This window comes from Motiliproteus sp. MSK22-1 (assembly GCF_001968815.1).
Taxonomy (GTDB): domain Bacteria; phylum Pseudomonadota; class Gammaproteobacteria; order Pseudomonadales; family Balneatricaceae; genus Motiliproteus.
Genome location: NZ_MIEQ01000096.1, coordinates 419,751 through 433,846, shown reverse-complemented (window position 1 = coordinate 433,846; position 14,096 = coordinate 419,751). Strand labels below are relative to the sequence as shown.

The 14,096-nt window shown below is 46.1% G+C and carries 15 protein-coding genes and 1 riboswitch; of the genes, 7 read left to right on the top strand and 8 right to left on the bottom strand.

The window, feature by feature from the left end; genetic code table 11:
* Positions 1–102 precede the first annotated feature (102 nt).
* Positions 103–699: a MarC family protein gene (locus tag BGP75_RS25550; protein ID WP_076721715.1), complete on the top strand. Its 597-nt coding sequence runs from the start codon at positions 103–105 to the stop codon at positions 697–699.
* A gap of 13 nt (positions 700–712) precedes the next feature.
* Here BGP75_RS25550 and BGP75_RS25545 read toward each other — a convergent pair whose 3' ends face one another.
* On the bottom strand, positions 713–1,477 hold the full coding sequence (locus BGP75_RS25545) for a pyrroline-5-carboxylate reductase (RefSeq protein WP_076721714.1): 765 nt from the start codon (positions 1,475–1,477) through the stop codon (positions 713–715).
* Between the two features lie 45 nt (positions 1,478–1,522).
* The gene (locus BGP75_RS25540; RefSeq protein WP_076721713.1) at positions 1,523–2,080 is read right to left on the bottom strand and encodes a tautomerase family protein; all 558 of its coding nucleotides are present in this window, start codon (positions 2,078–2,080) and stop codon (positions 1,523–1,525) included.
* Positions 2,081–2,191: 111 nt separating this feature from the next.
* Between BGP75_RS25540 and BGP75_RS25535 the strand changes: the two genes are divergently transcribed.
* From BGP75_RS25535 to BGP75_RS25520, 4 genes are all read left to right on the top strand, one after another.
* Complete coding sequence (locus BGP75_RS25535) at positions 2,192–3,046, top strand: LysR substrate-binding domain-containing protein (RefSeq protein WP_076721712.1); 855 nt, start codon at positions 2,192–2,194, stop codon at positions 3,044–3,046.
* Between the two features lie 554 nt (positions 3,047–3,600).
* Entirely contained in the window at positions 3,601–4,662 is a 1,062-nt protein-coding gene (locus tag BGP75_RS25530) for a hypothetical protein (protein ID WP_076721711.1), read from the top strand.
* Positions 4,644–5,573, top strand: a complete 930-nt coding sequence (locus BGP75_RS25525) for an SEL1-like repeat protein (protein WP_076721710.1) — start codon at positions 4,644–4,646, stop codon at positions 5,571–5,573. The genes BGP75_RS25530 and BGP75_RS25525 overlap by 19 nt, the downstream gene beginning before the upstream one ends.
* A 150-nt stretch (positions 5,574–5,723) precedes the next feature.
* Positions 5,724–6,116, top strand: coding sequence for a hypothetical protein (locus BGP75_RS25520; RefSeq protein ID WP_076721709.1), 393 nt, complete (start codon positions 5,724–5,726; stop codon positions 6,114–6,116).
* Between the two features lie 323 nt (positions 6,117–6,439).
* On the opposite strand, the gene BGP75_RS25515 is transcribed toward BGP75_RS25520, so the two are convergent.
* The 4 genes from BGP75_RS25515 to BGP75_RS25500 form a co-directional block, all read right to left on the bottom strand.
* Entirely contained in the window at positions 6,440–6,811 is a 372-nt protein-coding gene (locus BGP75_RS25515; protein ID WP_076721708.1) for a VOC family protein, read from the bottom strand.
* Between the two features lie 256 nt (positions 6,812–7,067).
* A complete protein-coding gene (locus tag BGP75_RS25510) occupies positions 7,068–7,742 on the bottom strand; it encodes a TVP38/TMEM64 family protein (RefSeq protein WP_076721707.1) in 675 nt (224 codons plus the stop codon).
* A gap of 12 nt (positions 7,743–7,754) precedes the next feature.
* Positions 7,755–8,189 (bottom strand): DUF2141 domain-containing protein, encoded by a 435-nt coding sequence (locus BGP75_RS25505; RefSeq protein ID WP_076721706.1) that lies wholly within the window; start codon positions 8,187–8,189, stop codon positions 7,755–7,757.
* 94 nt (positions 8,190–8,283) lie between these two features.
* On the bottom strand, positions 8,284–9,015 hold the full coding sequence (locus tag BGP75_RS25500) for an SDR family NAD(P)-dependent oxidoreductase (RefSeq protein WP_076721705.1): 732 nt from the start codon (positions 9,013–9,015) through the stop codon (positions 8,284–8,286).
* Between the two features lie 97 nt (positions 9,016–9,112).
* On the opposite strand from BGP75_RS25500, the gene BGP75_RS25495 reads away from it, so the two are divergent.
* Complete coding sequence (locus tag BGP75_RS25495; RefSeq protein ID WP_076721704.1) at positions 9,113–9,640, top strand: Crp/Fnr family transcriptional regulator; 528 nt, start codon at positions 9,113–9,115, stop codon at positions 9,638–9,640.
* A gap of 61 nt (positions 9,641–9,701) precedes the next feature.
* Here BGP75_RS25495 and BGP75_RS25490 read toward each other — a convergent pair whose 3' ends face one another.
* On the bottom strand, positions 9,702–10,217 hold the full coding sequence (locus BGP75_RS25490; protein ID WP_076721703.1) for an adenylate kinase: 516 nt from the start codon (positions 10,215–10,217) through the stop codon (positions 9,702–9,704).
* A gap of 570 nt (positions 10,218–10,787) precedes the next feature.
* The gene (locus tag BGP75_RS25485) at positions 10,788–12,746 is read right to left on the bottom strand and encodes a DUF3592 domain-containing protein (RefSeq protein WP_158070177.1); all 1,959 of its coding nucleotides are present in this window, start codon (positions 12,744–12,746) and stop codon (positions 10,788–10,790) included.
* A 206-nt stretch (positions 12,747–12,952) separates the two neighbouring features.
* Positions 12,953–13,163: riboswitch (cobalamin riboswitch) on the top strand.
* 135 nt (positions 13,164–13,298) lie between these two features.
* Between BGP75_RS25485 and BGP75_RS25480 the strand changes: the two genes are divergently transcribed.
* Positions 13,299–14,096: an ABC transporter ATP-binding protein gene (locus tag BGP75_RS25480; RefSeq protein ID WP_076721701.1), complete on the top strand. Its 798-nt coding sequence runs from the start codon at positions 13,299–13,301 to the stop codon at positions 14,094–14,096.

Below are 14,096 nucleotides of genomic sequence, written 5' to 3'. Positions count from 1 at the left end.
AAAGCGGTTTTGCTATGATCAGTGCTGCGGCTGTTGTAACCAGCCCTAAGTTGCTCAGGGGTGTCATCTAACGGTTGCCAATCTGTCCCAAGGGGATTCAAAATGGATTTGTCAGTATACTTAAATGCCATGACGGGCCTGTTTGTCATTATTGACCCGATTGGCACGGCCCTTATTTTCCATTCTCTGTTACCGGCAGGTGAGTCCCGTCATCGCACCGTTATGGCGGTTAAATCCCTGCTGATCTCAACCACTCTACTGATAGTTTTTGGTAACTACGGAGAATTGTTTTTATCAAAACTCGGCATCAGCATTGAAGCCCTGAGGATCTCCGGTGGCTTGTTGCTGTTTTATACCGCATTTAACATGATCACTCAGGATCTTGAATACAAGGTGACAACAGAGAAAAAAGACATCTCTGTCTTCCCCATGTCGATTCCTCTGCTGGCGGGTCCAGGCTCACTTACCCTGGCAATTCTGCTGTTTTCAAACTCTTCCAGCCAGGCTACAGATATTGCTATTGTGCTGGCAATTCTGAGCATTAGCCTGATTACTCTGGTGCTGATGCTGTTATCCGGTTTTGTAAAGGTACTTATTGGTCGAACCGGGGATGAAATTCTACGACGTTTTCTCGGTGTTATTCTCGCCGCGCTGGCCATTCAGTTTATTTATGACGGCATCGTGCAGTTGGCCGGATAATCACTGCAAGGCCCTAAGCCTTCTCTAAATTGGCCAGCAATGCATCGCTACTATCATGTAAGGCTTTGAAACCACCTCGAGCTCTGAAGTCATCAATAAACATCTTGGTATAGGTTCCTTCACGACCAATCTCATCAGCTTGTTGTTGCAACACCAGTTCCGGTTTTTCCCTTGCTAAACCGGTAGCACCATGAAAAGTTTCGATTGCTAATGTTCGAGCCTGGGATTCCGACATACCGGCTTGCTGCAGCCATTGCTGTAATTCTGCAACAAGCTGAAAAACCCAACCACCGATACAACCAGCGACACCCCCCATTTCAAACTGCTCCTCAGTCTCCACAGTAACCACCGTCACTATCGATTTAAGAAGATTCTCTGCCCGTGGATCTTTGGGTATCAAAGGAGTGGCACCGGCACAGACTTCGGCCGGTGCCAACGGCAGGCAACGGGCAACAGATGCAGGCTGTGCGAAAGATTCCAGGTCTTTCAGGGATACGCCAGCAGCAACAGACAACAATAACTGATCTTCTCGAAGAACCAGCTTCTGCAATACCGGTAAACTCTGTTCCGGGCGCGTGGCCAGCAGCACAATATCAGACTGGTCCGCTACCGCCTGGTTGCTGTCCAGTACTTCACATTGATGCTGTAATGCAAGCTCCTTTGCTGTCTGGAGATTACGTGGAGCCAGCAGAATCCGACGACGATCACCTCCCCTGCGCAGCCCTGCAATCAAATAGCCGGCCAGCTGCCCTACCCCAATAATCCCCAATGTTTCCATCTGCTTTCTCCAGTCTTCTTGCCGAATCAATCCGCTTACAGAGACCTACCTGACAGATCCTTTCAGAGACCCGCTACCTGTAAAGCCACTCAGTGTCGATCTTAGCCACTTTAGTGCCTTGTTGAAAACAAAATACACAGAGGCTGACCGCTCCGTATGAATTTTTCTGACATAGTGCTCGGTATCAATTGATCCATTGGAATTTCGTTTGATTTGATTTTGGCGGCTTAGCTGGGATTTCCCGCTGTATCCCCAGTCGCTGGCGGGCAGCTCCTTCAGCACCACATAACTGGCCTCACTCAATGGCCCGAGCGTACGCTGCAACAAATCATGTATATCCTCCAGCGCCTGACTCTTTTGCTGTTCGGTATTGGTACCTGCTGTGATTCTGGCGCAAACAAACGCTGATGTCTGTGCGGACTGATCGAGAGAACGGTTGGCTATCAGCCACTGACTGGGGTTCACGGCTGTTACGGTGACAGCCACTAAATCATAATTCTTATTCAATACATCTTTCATAATCTCTGCGATACCGGTAGAAACCTGCCGAACGATCTCATCTTCAATATGATTCTTAGCAATACGAACTTCAATAAAAGGCATGATGACACTCCTGTTGATTAGACATGCTTTTACTGTAAGAGCGTGCTATGTTTTTATCTAACGATCTTTTATGATGTTTTTGATCGTATATTACGATTAACGGTGATAACTATGAATCAAGCCAATCTGAGTTCTGAACTACTACGAACCTTTGTCACAGTGATCGAAGCCGACGGTTTTATTCGCGCCGCTGAGCATCTGCATAAAACACAATCAACAATAAGTCAGCATATCAAGCGGCTGGAACAGGAAACCGGCACCGAGCTGTTTATCGCTTCCGGCAGACGCAGGGTATTAACCCCTTCGGGTGAAATTCTGTTGGGATACGCCAAACGCATGTTGTCGTTACAGGATGCAGCATTATTTGCCGTCAAACAGACATCTATCGAAGAGGCCATCCGAATTGGCGTTTCCAGAGACCTGAGTGAAGGTGTTCTCCCACAGGTCCTCGGTCGCTTCTCCCGGACCTATCCCGGTGTGAAACTATTTGTCGAATCGGCTTCCGTCACAGAAATAGTCAAACAATACGATCGAAACGAATATGATCTAACACTAACCTTGGAAGCAGACCCCAGCTCGGGCCAGATAATAGCAACAGAGCAGATGGTATGGCTAGGTCCGGAAAATTACGAATGGTCACCCAATCGACCGCTACCCTTAGCCAGCTACCCGGCCCCCTGCTATTTTCGCAGCTGCTGTATCTCAGCGCTCGATAAAGCACAGATCCCCTGGAATATCGTCTATACATCACCGGATTTACTGGGCCTGATGGCAGCAGTTAAAGCAGGACTCGGTGTAACAGTACGAGCCAAAAACGCCATTAGTTCCGGTACTGAAGTTTTAACACCTCGGCTGGATTTACCGGAATTACCATCCATGCAGGTTGTTTTACGTAACCGGGTCAGTAGTGAAGCCAGCGAGATCCTTGCGGATGAACTAAGCCGCGCAACCCTGAAAGCCGCCTGAACATAGATAACGGATGTATGGAACATCAGACCCATAACATCTAACAACAAGCCTCCGGGCAAAGTCCCCAGCGCTTAAAACACCCGCATTAGCTAGCAAACTAAGCAATCAGAAAATTCAAAGGCCGACTAAATGTAAATACCGGTTAACTGCAAACAAACCAGTCCTTTTTCTGCCAGATTCACGATTTTTTTTACTCAGCTTTTCCCTGAATCAGGATTGATTGTCATTTAATCTACTGGTAGGATATCCGGGAAATTCAGAAAGGATAGCTTTCTAAGCAACTTTCAGCAAAAACCGCTAAGCAAGGAATTGCTGCATTGGACCCCTATAAGGAATTAAATATGCCACTTGTTGCACGCTTCACAAACCTTACCTCGCAAGAACTTCTGGTCGAACCTGCTGTTAACGCAATACAACGGCCCTGCTGATCCTTCAGCAATAGGCAAACCATGGTTTTTTATTTGCCTTGGTCACGACTGGCCAAAGCCTGACCAATCGAAACCAACCTATCAAACTGAATCACCTATTAAGCTTTCCAGGATGGAATACGTATGGAAACAACTCATAAGGCAACCCCTAACGATATCTCAGAAGCGCTTCGTACTGAAATTTATGACTGGAAGTCAGCCAGCTTAAATGCATTGGATAATTGCTTTAATCAACATGCCAAGGATATTTCGACCTTACCGCCGGCCTTTCGTTCTGCTGCCGCCTTTAGTTTTGCCAGCAATGCCACGGAAAAACTGTTCCCCACCTCCTTGGGAGCATTGCTGTTGAAACGCGCTGCGATACCGATTTGGCTGACCAGTGAAGCGGTTAGCCTGTATAAGCAGGGGTATGCCAACCAAGCCAAGGATGCCAATAAACTGCTGCAACAAGACTACCTGCGTTTTAAGGATGCCTTTGCCGACAAGATCGATCAGGTAGAAACCGGTTTTCTTAACAGCCCCTTTGGTCGTCAGGCGGCGAAACAAATTGGCCAGATTGTCAGCAAACGACAGTTTAAGGACGAAGCAGATGCAGTAGAGCATATCCGCAGTTTTGTGGATGACAGCAAGGTGATTGATGATGACTCTGGGGTGCATCGGGACCGTATGAATCAGGGCTTTGGTAAGGTGCTGCAAAAGGTTAAGGCGGTTTATGCCGGTAGTAACTACGGCCCGGGGCGAACAGCCCTCTATCTGGTCCGAACCGATCAGGCTGAATGTGGCCCCCATACGGACCCCAGGCATCGATTGCACGTTCAGGTGGATGATATTAATGTCAATGCCCAGAAGAGCCAATATAAAGCGGAGCTGGCCCAACTTAAGGGCCAATTTATCGGTAAAAGCCAGTGTATTTTACCTCTAAGCATTATCAATAAGGGCAATCTGGGGGGCTTTCCGGCCCGACGGGAGGCCATGCGGATACTGGCCAATATCGATCGTTATGATCTTTATCATGATCCGGCAACGGTTCCTGTACTTGGCTCCACGGAAACCTATATTTGGAACAATCAGCGAAACAACAGCACCTTGGATGCTTTGGCTGGGTCCTTTGCGCAAGGGCTAAATAGTCAGGTCATCCAGGCATTAACGCTGGCAGAGGAGGCGGTATGGGCAAGACGCAGCTAATTTCAGGTCTATTTATCGGTTGGCTATTGGCCATACCAGTATATGCCACAAGCCATCCAGTGGACCAAGGGCAAACTGATCAGGTTGTGACGATAACTGACAGTAACCACTTAAACTGTACTGGAGAGCTGGTTAATGGAACTCTTAGGACGCTTTATAAAAAAATACCCTACCAGGCTTATCAAGCACGGGAGATGATACAACCCTGTGCGGATGCCGGTGATGCCGCCGCGCAACTGGCTCTAGCTGCGGTATATTACGAGGGCCCCAACAACCCCTTATCTGATGAAAAAGAATCGCTGGTCTGGGCAGAAAAAGCCGGATTACAGGGTAATGCGGTAGCTCAGCATAAATATGCTTCTTACCTTGATAACAGCGGCTCTTTTCGGTTTAAAGAACGTCAACCCGTCTTACAAAAAGCTTTTAGCTGGTATTACAAGGCGGCCTTACAGGGTCATCCTAAAGCACTCTTTCAGATCGGCAAAGCCTTCAGAAAGTACTCTTTTGATTCAGTCTCGGCCTATATGTGGCATGTGCTCGCTCTTCGACGAGTAAAAGAAAACTTCAGTTACTCCGGTTTTGCCAGCAATGCTGTCGATTATCTGGAATCTTCCGGGCGAGTATCGAAAGAGGATATCGCCGAGGCGTTACGGCTGGCCGATGCCTGGGAGGCACGCTATCCCAAGGCCGCTAAATCCTGGCCAACAGACGACTGGGTGGAAGGGCTTAAAGGACCCTCTGCCCAGTTGATTCCGCCTCCGTTTACCTACGATTCAGAACCTGACTTTTGCTCAACGTTTGGATCACTTCTCTTTATCTGTCCACAACACGCAGAGAGAGATAGTTATAACATCGTGAAGGAACTCAGGACCGAGGCTTATCAGTATCTGGCGGGGCCTCCAGTGGAATAAAAAAATTAAATCACGGTCCAAAACGGGTAAAATCACGATAGCTCTCAGGAACATATAATTCAGGCCCTGTTGGTATCCTTCGACCTATAAGAAAACAACGGCAGAGAAAAAGGTTATGCTCCATGAACTCTACAAAAAGGAAGTTGAACTATGCAACTATATGACATAGCCAATAGTATTTTAAACGATAATGAGTATGGCGCTCTTTATTTAGAAAGCAGTAATCTTATTCAGGACTATGGTCTGAATCAAATGGATATTTTATTATCGTATGAAGAAACACAACAAATTTTTAAGATATGTCGGCGATGGAAAAAAATATGCAAGCAGGGTAAGTATTATCAGCCCGGACTAACAGAATCCAATGCTTACTTTAATCTGGTTGAAAAACCGCTGCAGAAGCGTTGTACCTATTCCCTTTATCGACCTTCTAAACGTTTACAGCTTAACAACACAGCGGTTCAGAAAACTCGCAAGGACAGCCAGAACCAAGGGTCCAAAACAGCTAGCCGGGTCCCTGAATGGCTAAAAAATACAGAATGACCACTAAGAAACAGGCGACGTTGCTGTCTGGCCGGTGTTCGTTAGCATTTAGAATCTCATCCCATATTTGGTTCTCAGGTAATCCGTTACTTTATCAGTCTTGAACCAACGAACAACCGGAGTCATCTGTTTCTGGTTATCCTTCCAAAACCCATTTTCAAGACTTTCAGTGCTGCGAAAAACGGGGTCACCCATCAGCTAATATAACCTTCTCACCAGATTAAGGAGACACAGGCATCGGCAGTTTTCACTAGTATATTAGCAATATTTGTTCTCTGGCACGGGTTTTGTGGCGAGGTTTTTGCATCGCTTGCCTTTACTTGTTAAGCGACATCACACGCAAAGACTATTTTATTTTTATCCAAGTCTCTAACATATGCAGAAAACTTAGGGCCACGCTGATTTGGATCACCCTCATTAGCGCCACCTAAATCGATAGCTTTTTTATGAAGTTTTTTTACTTCTTCGATAGAGCTAACACCAAAGCCAACCATTGTTCCATTACCATTAGTCGCTTCCTCTCCATCAAAAGGTTTAGCAACCGCAAATGCAAAATCTGCCTCTTCGTCCTGCCAAAAGGTCATTCTTTCTCCTGCCAGAACTTGATTTATTCCTGTTTCTTTAAATAATGAATCATAAAACTTAACAGAAGCTTCCATATCATTTGTTCCAACAACAAAATAATTCATTTTCATAATTTATAACTCTCTTCGCTTAACATTTGTATCTCGCGCACGCCCGGTCTGTCGATCCGATCAATCGGCCGATATCCATATAATAACTTGGAACTATAGAGATTTTTTCAGACATTCACAGCCACCTTTCTGTGCGAAAGTGCGCATGTAAGATGCCCCTGATATTGCAACATTTTTGTCTTTAGGTCCAGTTCAAAACGGGCGTAAGCAAAGGAGCAAGCGATCCAGTTTGACAATAAGGCTTGTAAGATACAGTTTATTCTTTGGCGATCAGATTTAACTTGGCTTTGTTGTTTGCTCGGTGGTATATAAACCAGGCGCCCCACAGCAATAGTGAAAGCCCGATGGCGGTGTATATGGCGGGCTTTGGGTTTTCAATAGAACTGATTGAGCCTGCATAGGTGGCGATCAGGATATAAGGCACTGAGCTGACAAGCCATGCCAGCAAAAATAACCTGAAACTCATCCGTGTCATTCCCGAAAGGCAAGCAGTCACCTCCGGTAATATGGGCATTGCCCTGGATAGCAGTATCATCATGAAACCGTGTTTTCGAAAAGTCATGATGGCCTCATTGCGCTTATCTTCATCTTTCACCAGGAAACCAAGAATGGCATTGCCGTAGTAGCGGCTTAATGTGTAACCACAGATACCCGCCAGCATCACACCGCTTAATGCTGAAACTGCTCCATAGGTATGACCGAGAAAGTATCCGGACAGAATAATCACCGTTAAAGTCGGCACCGCTATGAACAGGTCGGCAAACAGGAGCATAGCGACCAGCGTTCCTACATAGATGGGCGATAGCTGCCTGGTCTGTATCAACCAGCCTTCAATCTGTTCTACGGTTAAAATACCGCTTACTTTAATCAGCAGGAAAGTGGTTGCAAAACAGGCGGCAATAATAAGAAAAACTTTTATTAAAGGTTTCATCAGGGTTACGCCTCATGGATACAACAGTGAAATGTCCAGTCCGCCCATGAACTGCTCTTTTGATAACTTTGAATATTTGTATTTGGGTGGTCCGGTCAGCCCGATCTTTTGTTTATTGGAAAAGCCCAGGCCTTCTTTCGGGTATATGCCAGTCCAGTTTTTGGTGACTGTTCCATCCTTGTTTTCATCATGTAGTACCTTGATGGCCAGTACCTCCATGTTGACCTCAAAGACAAACTCCATGACCGGTTGCAGTGAATCCCTGGCCTCGTAAAAAACCGCTTGATCGTGATCTTTGGGGAACCCTGCTTCGCCAAATACCATAACGATAACCTGCCCTCCTCGTCCCACATCGATGTTCCTTACCTTTACCTTCAATTCGGTCGCGATGGCACTGTTGGCTATCAACATCAGTAAACTCCACAGAATAATTAATAATGTTTTCATCAGAATCTCTCTAAGGAACCTTTGAATAGTCCATTATGTTCTCAGCGAGCCCTCCAGGGCCCTACAGAGCCCTAGGGACCTGTTCCCAACGTCCCTAATACTTCTTCATAATTTTCCGCGCTATCGATGGCGCGAAGCGTAGTAATAACCGCAGCAGTTTAACCTTGCCAATATCATGGTCCTGAATATCACGCGCAACGCCTTCGATGATCTGCCGGGCAGCCTGCTCGGCTGTCATTTTGTTGGCCCCTCTTCCTTGAGTCATGGTGGTATCCACTAGCTTCAGGAAAACCTGTTGTACCCCGATATTGGTTTGTTCCAGCTGATAGCGCAGTGATTGAGTGAAAATATTCAGTGCTCCTTTGGTTGCACAATAGATTGCTGAAGTCGTTTTTGGTGCCAGGGCCAAACCAGAGTTAATATTTAGAATCACTGACTTATCCCGGTGTAACAGAGTCGGCAATAACAGGTAGGTTAAGCTGCAAATACTGGTGAAATTAATGGTGATTTCTCGGGATATGGTTTCGTATTGAAAGTCGTTATCCAAAAATGTCGGAGTATTTTGGATAGCCGCGTTATTGATCAGTACATCAATGGATTCAAAGCGCTTTACAATCAGATCAGCCACGGCCTCAACTTCCTCAAGCCGAGACAGGTCAGCCTGAAAGGTGACTACTCCTTCAAATTGCCGGGAAAGGTCATTCAGTTTGTCAGCATTTCTGGAGATCACAATTAACCTGTTATCGGGATGGAGGTATTGCACCATTTGGTAACCAATGCCCGAAGTGCCTCCGGTAATAACAATAAGCTTGTTGTTAAGTCTCATAGGTGAGCTGCCTCCTTGGACAGGCTACAATTTTCGCGTTGCTGTCCGTTATACTAGGGCGATGAGAATGGATGATCGTTAACCCGGGTTAAAATTCATGAAATTTGATGAACTGTTACAGCTTGAAGGCAAAAGGATAGAAAAGAGCAAGGGGGAACATGTCTTTATGCAGGGTGACTCCGACAAATCGTTCTACCAGGTTGAATCAGGCTTGCTTAAGGCCTACTACACTTCTGAAGAAGGTAAAGAATCGATAAAATCATTCCTACTGCCAGGTGATTCGATTGGAAGCATGACCTCAGCCTTTTCTGAAGGAAACTGCTCTTTCAGTCTTGTTTGCCTGGAGCCTGCCAGACTGAACATGATCCCGGTTGAGACCCTGCAGGAATACAGCAGGAATGATCTGGAACTGGCAAATATGATGATCGAGCTGTTAATTCATGTTGCCATGAAGAAAGAAAAACGGGAGTATGAATTTCTCTGCTTGAGCGCAGAAGAACAGTTCATCAGACTTGAAAAATCAACTCCGGCACTTCTAGAAAAAGTCACACAGAACGATTTAGCTCGTTATTTGGGATTAACTCCCGTTGGTTTCAGCCGAATTAAAAAGCGAGTGCATAACTAATACGATCAGGGAGCCTTAGGTTGCGCCTAACTACAACTTAATCTGTATTAGTTATATGCGTCTATTGTGCATGTTGATGAACAAAATCATTCAACTCCGAGACGCTTCGAATTACGAACACGGCTTTACTATTCGATTTTTCTCTTAGCCTGGACATAAAGTCATCGTTCCAAAATTTTGGGCACAACCTCAATACTTTATAACTTTCTAAAGTTCCTTTCAGTACGGAGCTGCCGTCAGGCCAACCTTCAGGTTTTACAACAAGCCCTTTTAGCAGCCGCTTGGTCACAAACCAGTAGCTCGTTAAATATGGTAGATCAATGTAAACCAACGTATCAGCAGCTTTCAGGCGCTGATTAAATGAACCTACTGGACCAAACCCGTCAATTATCCAACGTTCAGACGAGAGGATGTTTTCATGCGCTTCATCAAATGACTTGCGATCCACTAGTTCTCCGTTCTTCTTGTACACTATCGAATCCAGTTGATGTAGCTGTATGCCAGTCGCTGACGCTAGCGCTTTACTTAAAGTAGACTTTCCGCTTCCCGGCTTACCAAAAACTGCTATTTTGTTCATACTGCCTCCTTAAAATCGATTATTCCCATGAGGCAGAAACAGAAAACCCACCTCTATGGGGTGGGTTCGATAAGTAACAAGCACATCAAAAATCCCACCATTCCTATGGAATGATGATAATTCGTGCTTTGTGCTGCTCAAGATTCACTTTCATTCAAGCATCGTTATACATGGAAAACTGATTGTCAACGAATATCTGTTCAGAGAATATCAGGGGGCAGAGAGAAGCGGTTTTATCCCGTTCTCCCTCAGCGGCTAAATTCTTTTCGTCGAGTTTAGCGAGACAGAGCCTCATTCGCCAAAGACTTGGGGACTTTTCCGACAGCCTCAACGATCCAGATAAAGCGAAGCTTACGGAGCTCCCATCCCACAAAGTGGGCGAACCTTGATCTGATTGTTATGTGTTTAAATTAAAACTGTTGTGCATTCTGGCTGTCGATTTCGAAACGGATACCCATAATCTTATCCAAATTATCACTCAATCACTCTACTCTCAATCAATTGCACGAGCGACCCAGAAACTAGCCTGAACATAGATATCGGATGTACAAAATATCCGAGCTATAACATTTAGCAAGGAACGTCTGTGTCATTGCTTTTGTTATCAGGTTTCAGGTTAAGTCGGCACCTAAGGTATTGGCAAAAATGTGTTGCTACTTCTCTACCGTCAATATCCTCCGCAATTGCCATTTTGTTACCCAGATTGTCATGAATCAGAATCCTGAAATGTTCTGTTTTTTTCCCTTGACCACTGGTGGAGCCTGAACATTTAAGCTCTAAATGTGAAATATCAGAAACCGGTAACTGTCGCCAGTACACTGGAAAAAATAACAGACGGCGTAATACTGATATCTGATCTGGCGTTATATCCACCCGTAAAGAATTAAAAGTCAGAAACACAAATCCTATAATGGCAATCACCGCTATCAGCACAAAGGGAACACTAAATAAACCTAACAGAATCCCAATCCAGCCTCCTGTAAATGCAGAGCCCAGAATGGAATAACCAGCCAACCCAAAGCCACCGGAAAAGATAGCTAAAATTAGAGATAGCAGTCTGTTACGCAGCATCGGAAAAAACAGGTAAATACCGTCACCTTCTATACGAAAGCGCATCGCACGGGATAAACCGGGAACGTCAAAATCCCCCTGGGAAATGGAGTCTTTTATGACTTCCAGTTCCTGTTGTTTGCGTATAACCCCTTGAGCACTTATATCGTACTTGACTGTACGAGAAGCCTCTCTAGAGTGAAAAGCGGGGATATTAAATTCTCGATCAAGATCGGCACCTTGAATATCACTCTTAATGGTTAGCCGCCAAAAGTGGTAGGAGCCGGATTGCTTTATATCCGACTCAGGTAAGTTATCCGGTACATCAAACCGAAATATCAAATTGACTCCGCTACTCAGTGGCTCTATTTTAGGGGCGCCCTCCTCACACCATGTTATGGTTTCCTGTCTCGATCGATTCTTGCCGGTTTTTGGCACATATGAATAAACGCATTCAAGCCGTACCGCTAAGCTCGCTGCTTGATCCGTAGCAACTCCATGGCTCAACTGGGAAACATGGACAGTTCCCCCTATATGGCCACCGATAGCGCCGGGGTATGGATCCATTTTGAAAACAACATTACCAAAACGTTGATATTCAAGTGTTTTTACAACTGCTTTATACAAAATAAACAGCCCCACCAATGGAAACAGCAATACCAGTAACACCGCATAATTCTCTTTACCCAGTTCATCAGGTATCACAATTAACGCCGGTGACGTTATTCCTATCCAAAAAAGGCCGACTAACCAAATCAATAATGTACGAGACGCACTGGTTGATCGAATACTGGAGGTTTTCCAGCCATAGCGGTCACGCCAGTTAGTTTTGAGCGGTTCTATCTTTGTTGCAGGCTTTTTATCATTTTCAGTCGCTAAATATGAAGATTCTTCAAAATCACACAATCGACGGTTCTTATATGCAATGAAACTATCACCAAAATGAGGATCATCCAGTTTCTGCTCCCACTCTTTACGCAACTCAGATAGGGACGGGGGTCCAGGATATGTCTTTTTACCTTCCGAACGAATACTGGCGTAGGCAATCAGCAGTCCGATCACAATAAAGATGGAGCAAAAAACAGATTCAAGAGTAAACAATCCCCAGCGCATATTCCGGTCAATAACCGATTGTTCTGGATTCTGAGGATCAACCCAAACGATAATCGGCTCATTCGAGCCCTCTTCTTTTTTCAATCGTGCAAACAGATATTTGTGGTAAGACCCGATATTGTCATTAACTTCTGCAACATAAACGCGGTTTCCGGAATAAGATCGCCCGTTAAACTGGTATTGATAACGTGCCTTGATGTAATTGGATCCTCCCGATACGTTTAACAGGAATGCATTGGTCGGCTGCCATTTTTGCATACTGTGCCAATCAACCAACATAGGCCAAGCCGTTTCAGATAAGATCAGTAAGCCACCGCCGGTAAAAGCAAATCCAAAAACCAGCCCAACAGCAAATCTAACGAACAATTGGTAAATTTTCTTTAGGGCCCTTAGCACGATCAAAAGGTTCTTCCTTGCTCTATTTACTTTATTGGTCGATAAACAGTAAAAGCAAAGAAACCCGCGATCAAGCGCTACTGGCTGAAATGGAATCAAATGAGGGGATCTGGAGTCCCGGATGCCGAAATAGATGCGTGATTGGGATAGTTGACATCCATCACTTCTTTCCCGTAGCATCGCCGGCTGTAGATGGTTCGCCGTAACTCATTGTCCGGCGACTAAGAGGGAACAGGGTGCGATATTTATCGGATGTCTAAACCTTGGCTGCCCCCGCAACTGTAAGCACCGATGCCACTCTCATTCATCGCCACTGGGAAACCGGGAAGGCTGGGAAAGGCGCTAGAGGTGTAAGCCAGGAAACCTGCCGCTACAAAAATCATTGCAACCGGACGGGGTGTCCCCGGGGGCGGGTATTTGTGGCTGACTCCGAGAACTTTTCTTTTCATAGCAGTGGTTATCTCCCCCTGCTCCGCCACCTTTCTCCCTCTAGCCATACCGTCCCACCAGGATAATAACCCAATGGGGCGAATCGTCGTTGATCGATTGAACTGGGCACCACAAGGCCGCAAAAAACTGCTCGAAGATATCTGCCTGACGGCTGAACCTGGTAGCTTTACCGGTATCGTCGGTCCCAACGGCTCGGGTAAATCCAGCCTGCTGCGCTGTATTTACAGGGTGAATCGTCCCCATAGCGGTATCGTCACTTTGCAAGGCCGGGACCTGTGGAAGATGAATATCCGCGAAAGCGCTCAGTCCATCGCGGTTGTGCTCCAGGAATCTTCTACCGATTTCAATCTGGATGTGCGCCAGGTTCTGGATATGGGCCGCACTCCTCATAAGCGCCTGTTCGAACGCGATAGCCGACAGGACCGCAAAATCGTAGAAGACGTTCTTGACCGTCTTTCACTCAGGGAGCTGGCCAGACGTCCCTTCGCTGCCCTGTCCGGTGGTGAAAAACAGCGAGTGCTACTGGCCCGGGCACTGGTACAAAGCCCCAGTGTGCTGATCCTCGACGAACCGACCAACCACCTGGATATCCGACACCAGCTCGAGCTGCTGAATCTGATTCAGCAGCTCGACATTACCGTGATCGCCACCATTCACGATCTGAACATAGCCGCTCATTACTGCGATCGGATCTACCTGATGAATCAGGGCCGTATCCAAGCACAGGGGACCGCTGAGGAAGTACTCAGACCTCAGCCACTGGCTGAAGTATTTCAGGTGCAGACACACGTCGACAAGCACCCGGAAAGCAACAAACCCCGCCTGTCATTCCACATACCCAAGCCTACAACCGCCCTTAAAGGAAAATAA

What these genes read in the sequence shown, in the direction of transcription:
- BGP75_RS25550 (WP_076721715.1), top strand. Translation starts at nt 103, where the DNA reads ATGGATTTGTCAGTATACTTAAATGCCATGACGGGCCTGTTTGTCATT.
- BGP75_RS25505 (WP_076721706.1), bottom strand. Translation starts at nt 8,189, where the DNA reads ATGAAAACATTATTAATTATTCTGTGGAGTTTACTGATGTTGATAGCC.
- BGP75_RS25480 (WP_076721701.1), top strand. Translation starts at nt 13,299, where the DNA reads ATGGGGCGAATCGTCGTTGATCGATTGAACTGGGCACCACAAGGCCGC.
- BGP75_RS25545 (WP_076721714.1), bottom strand. Translation starts at nt 1,477, where the DNA reads ATGGAAACATTGGGGATTATTGGGGTAGGGCAGCTGGCCGGCTATTTG.
- BGP75_RS25495 (WP_076721704.1), top strand. Translation starts at nt 9,113, where the DNA reads ATGAAATTTGATGAACTGTTACAGCTTGAAGGCAAAAGGATAGAAAAG.
- BGP75_RS25530 (WP_076721711.1), top strand. Translation starts at nt 3,601, where the DNA reads ATGGAAACAACTCATAAGGCAACCCCTAACGATATCTCAGAAGCGCTT.
- BGP75_RS25490 (WP_076721703.1), bottom strand. Translation starts at nt 10,217, where the DNA reads ATGAACAAAATAGCAGTTTTTGGTAAGCCGGGAAGCGGAAAGTCTACT.
- BGP75_RS25540 (WP_076721713.1), bottom strand. Translation starts at nt 2,080, where the DNA reads ATGCCTTTTATTGAAGTTCGTATTGCTAAGAATCATATTGAAGATGAG.
- BGP75_RS25515 (WP_076721708.1), bottom strand. Translation starts at nt 6,811, where the DNA reads ATGAAAATGAATTATTTTGTTGTTGGAACAAATGATATGGAAGCTTCT.
- BGP75_RS25500 (WP_076721705.1), bottom strand. Translation starts at nt 9,015, where the DNA reads ATGAGACTTAACAACAAGCTTATTGTTATTACCGGAGGCACTTCGGGC.
- BGP75_RS25535 (WP_076721712.1), top strand. Translation starts at nt 2,192, where the DNA reads ATGAATCAAGCCAATCTGAGTTCTGAACTACTACGAACCTTTGTCACA.
- BGP75_RS25510 (WP_076721707.1), bottom strand. Translation starts at nt 7,742, where the DNA reads ATGAAACCTTTAATAAAAGTTTTTCTTATTATTGCCGCCTGTTTTGCA.
- BGP75_RS25525 (WP_076721710.1), top strand. Translation starts at nt 4,644, where the DNA reads ATGGGCAAGACGCAGCTAATTTCAGGTCTATTTATCGGTTGGCTATTG.
- BGP75_RS25520 (WP_076721709.1), top strand. Translation starts at nt 5,724, where the DNA reads ATGCAACTATATGACATAGCCAATAGTATTTTAAACGATAATGAGTAT.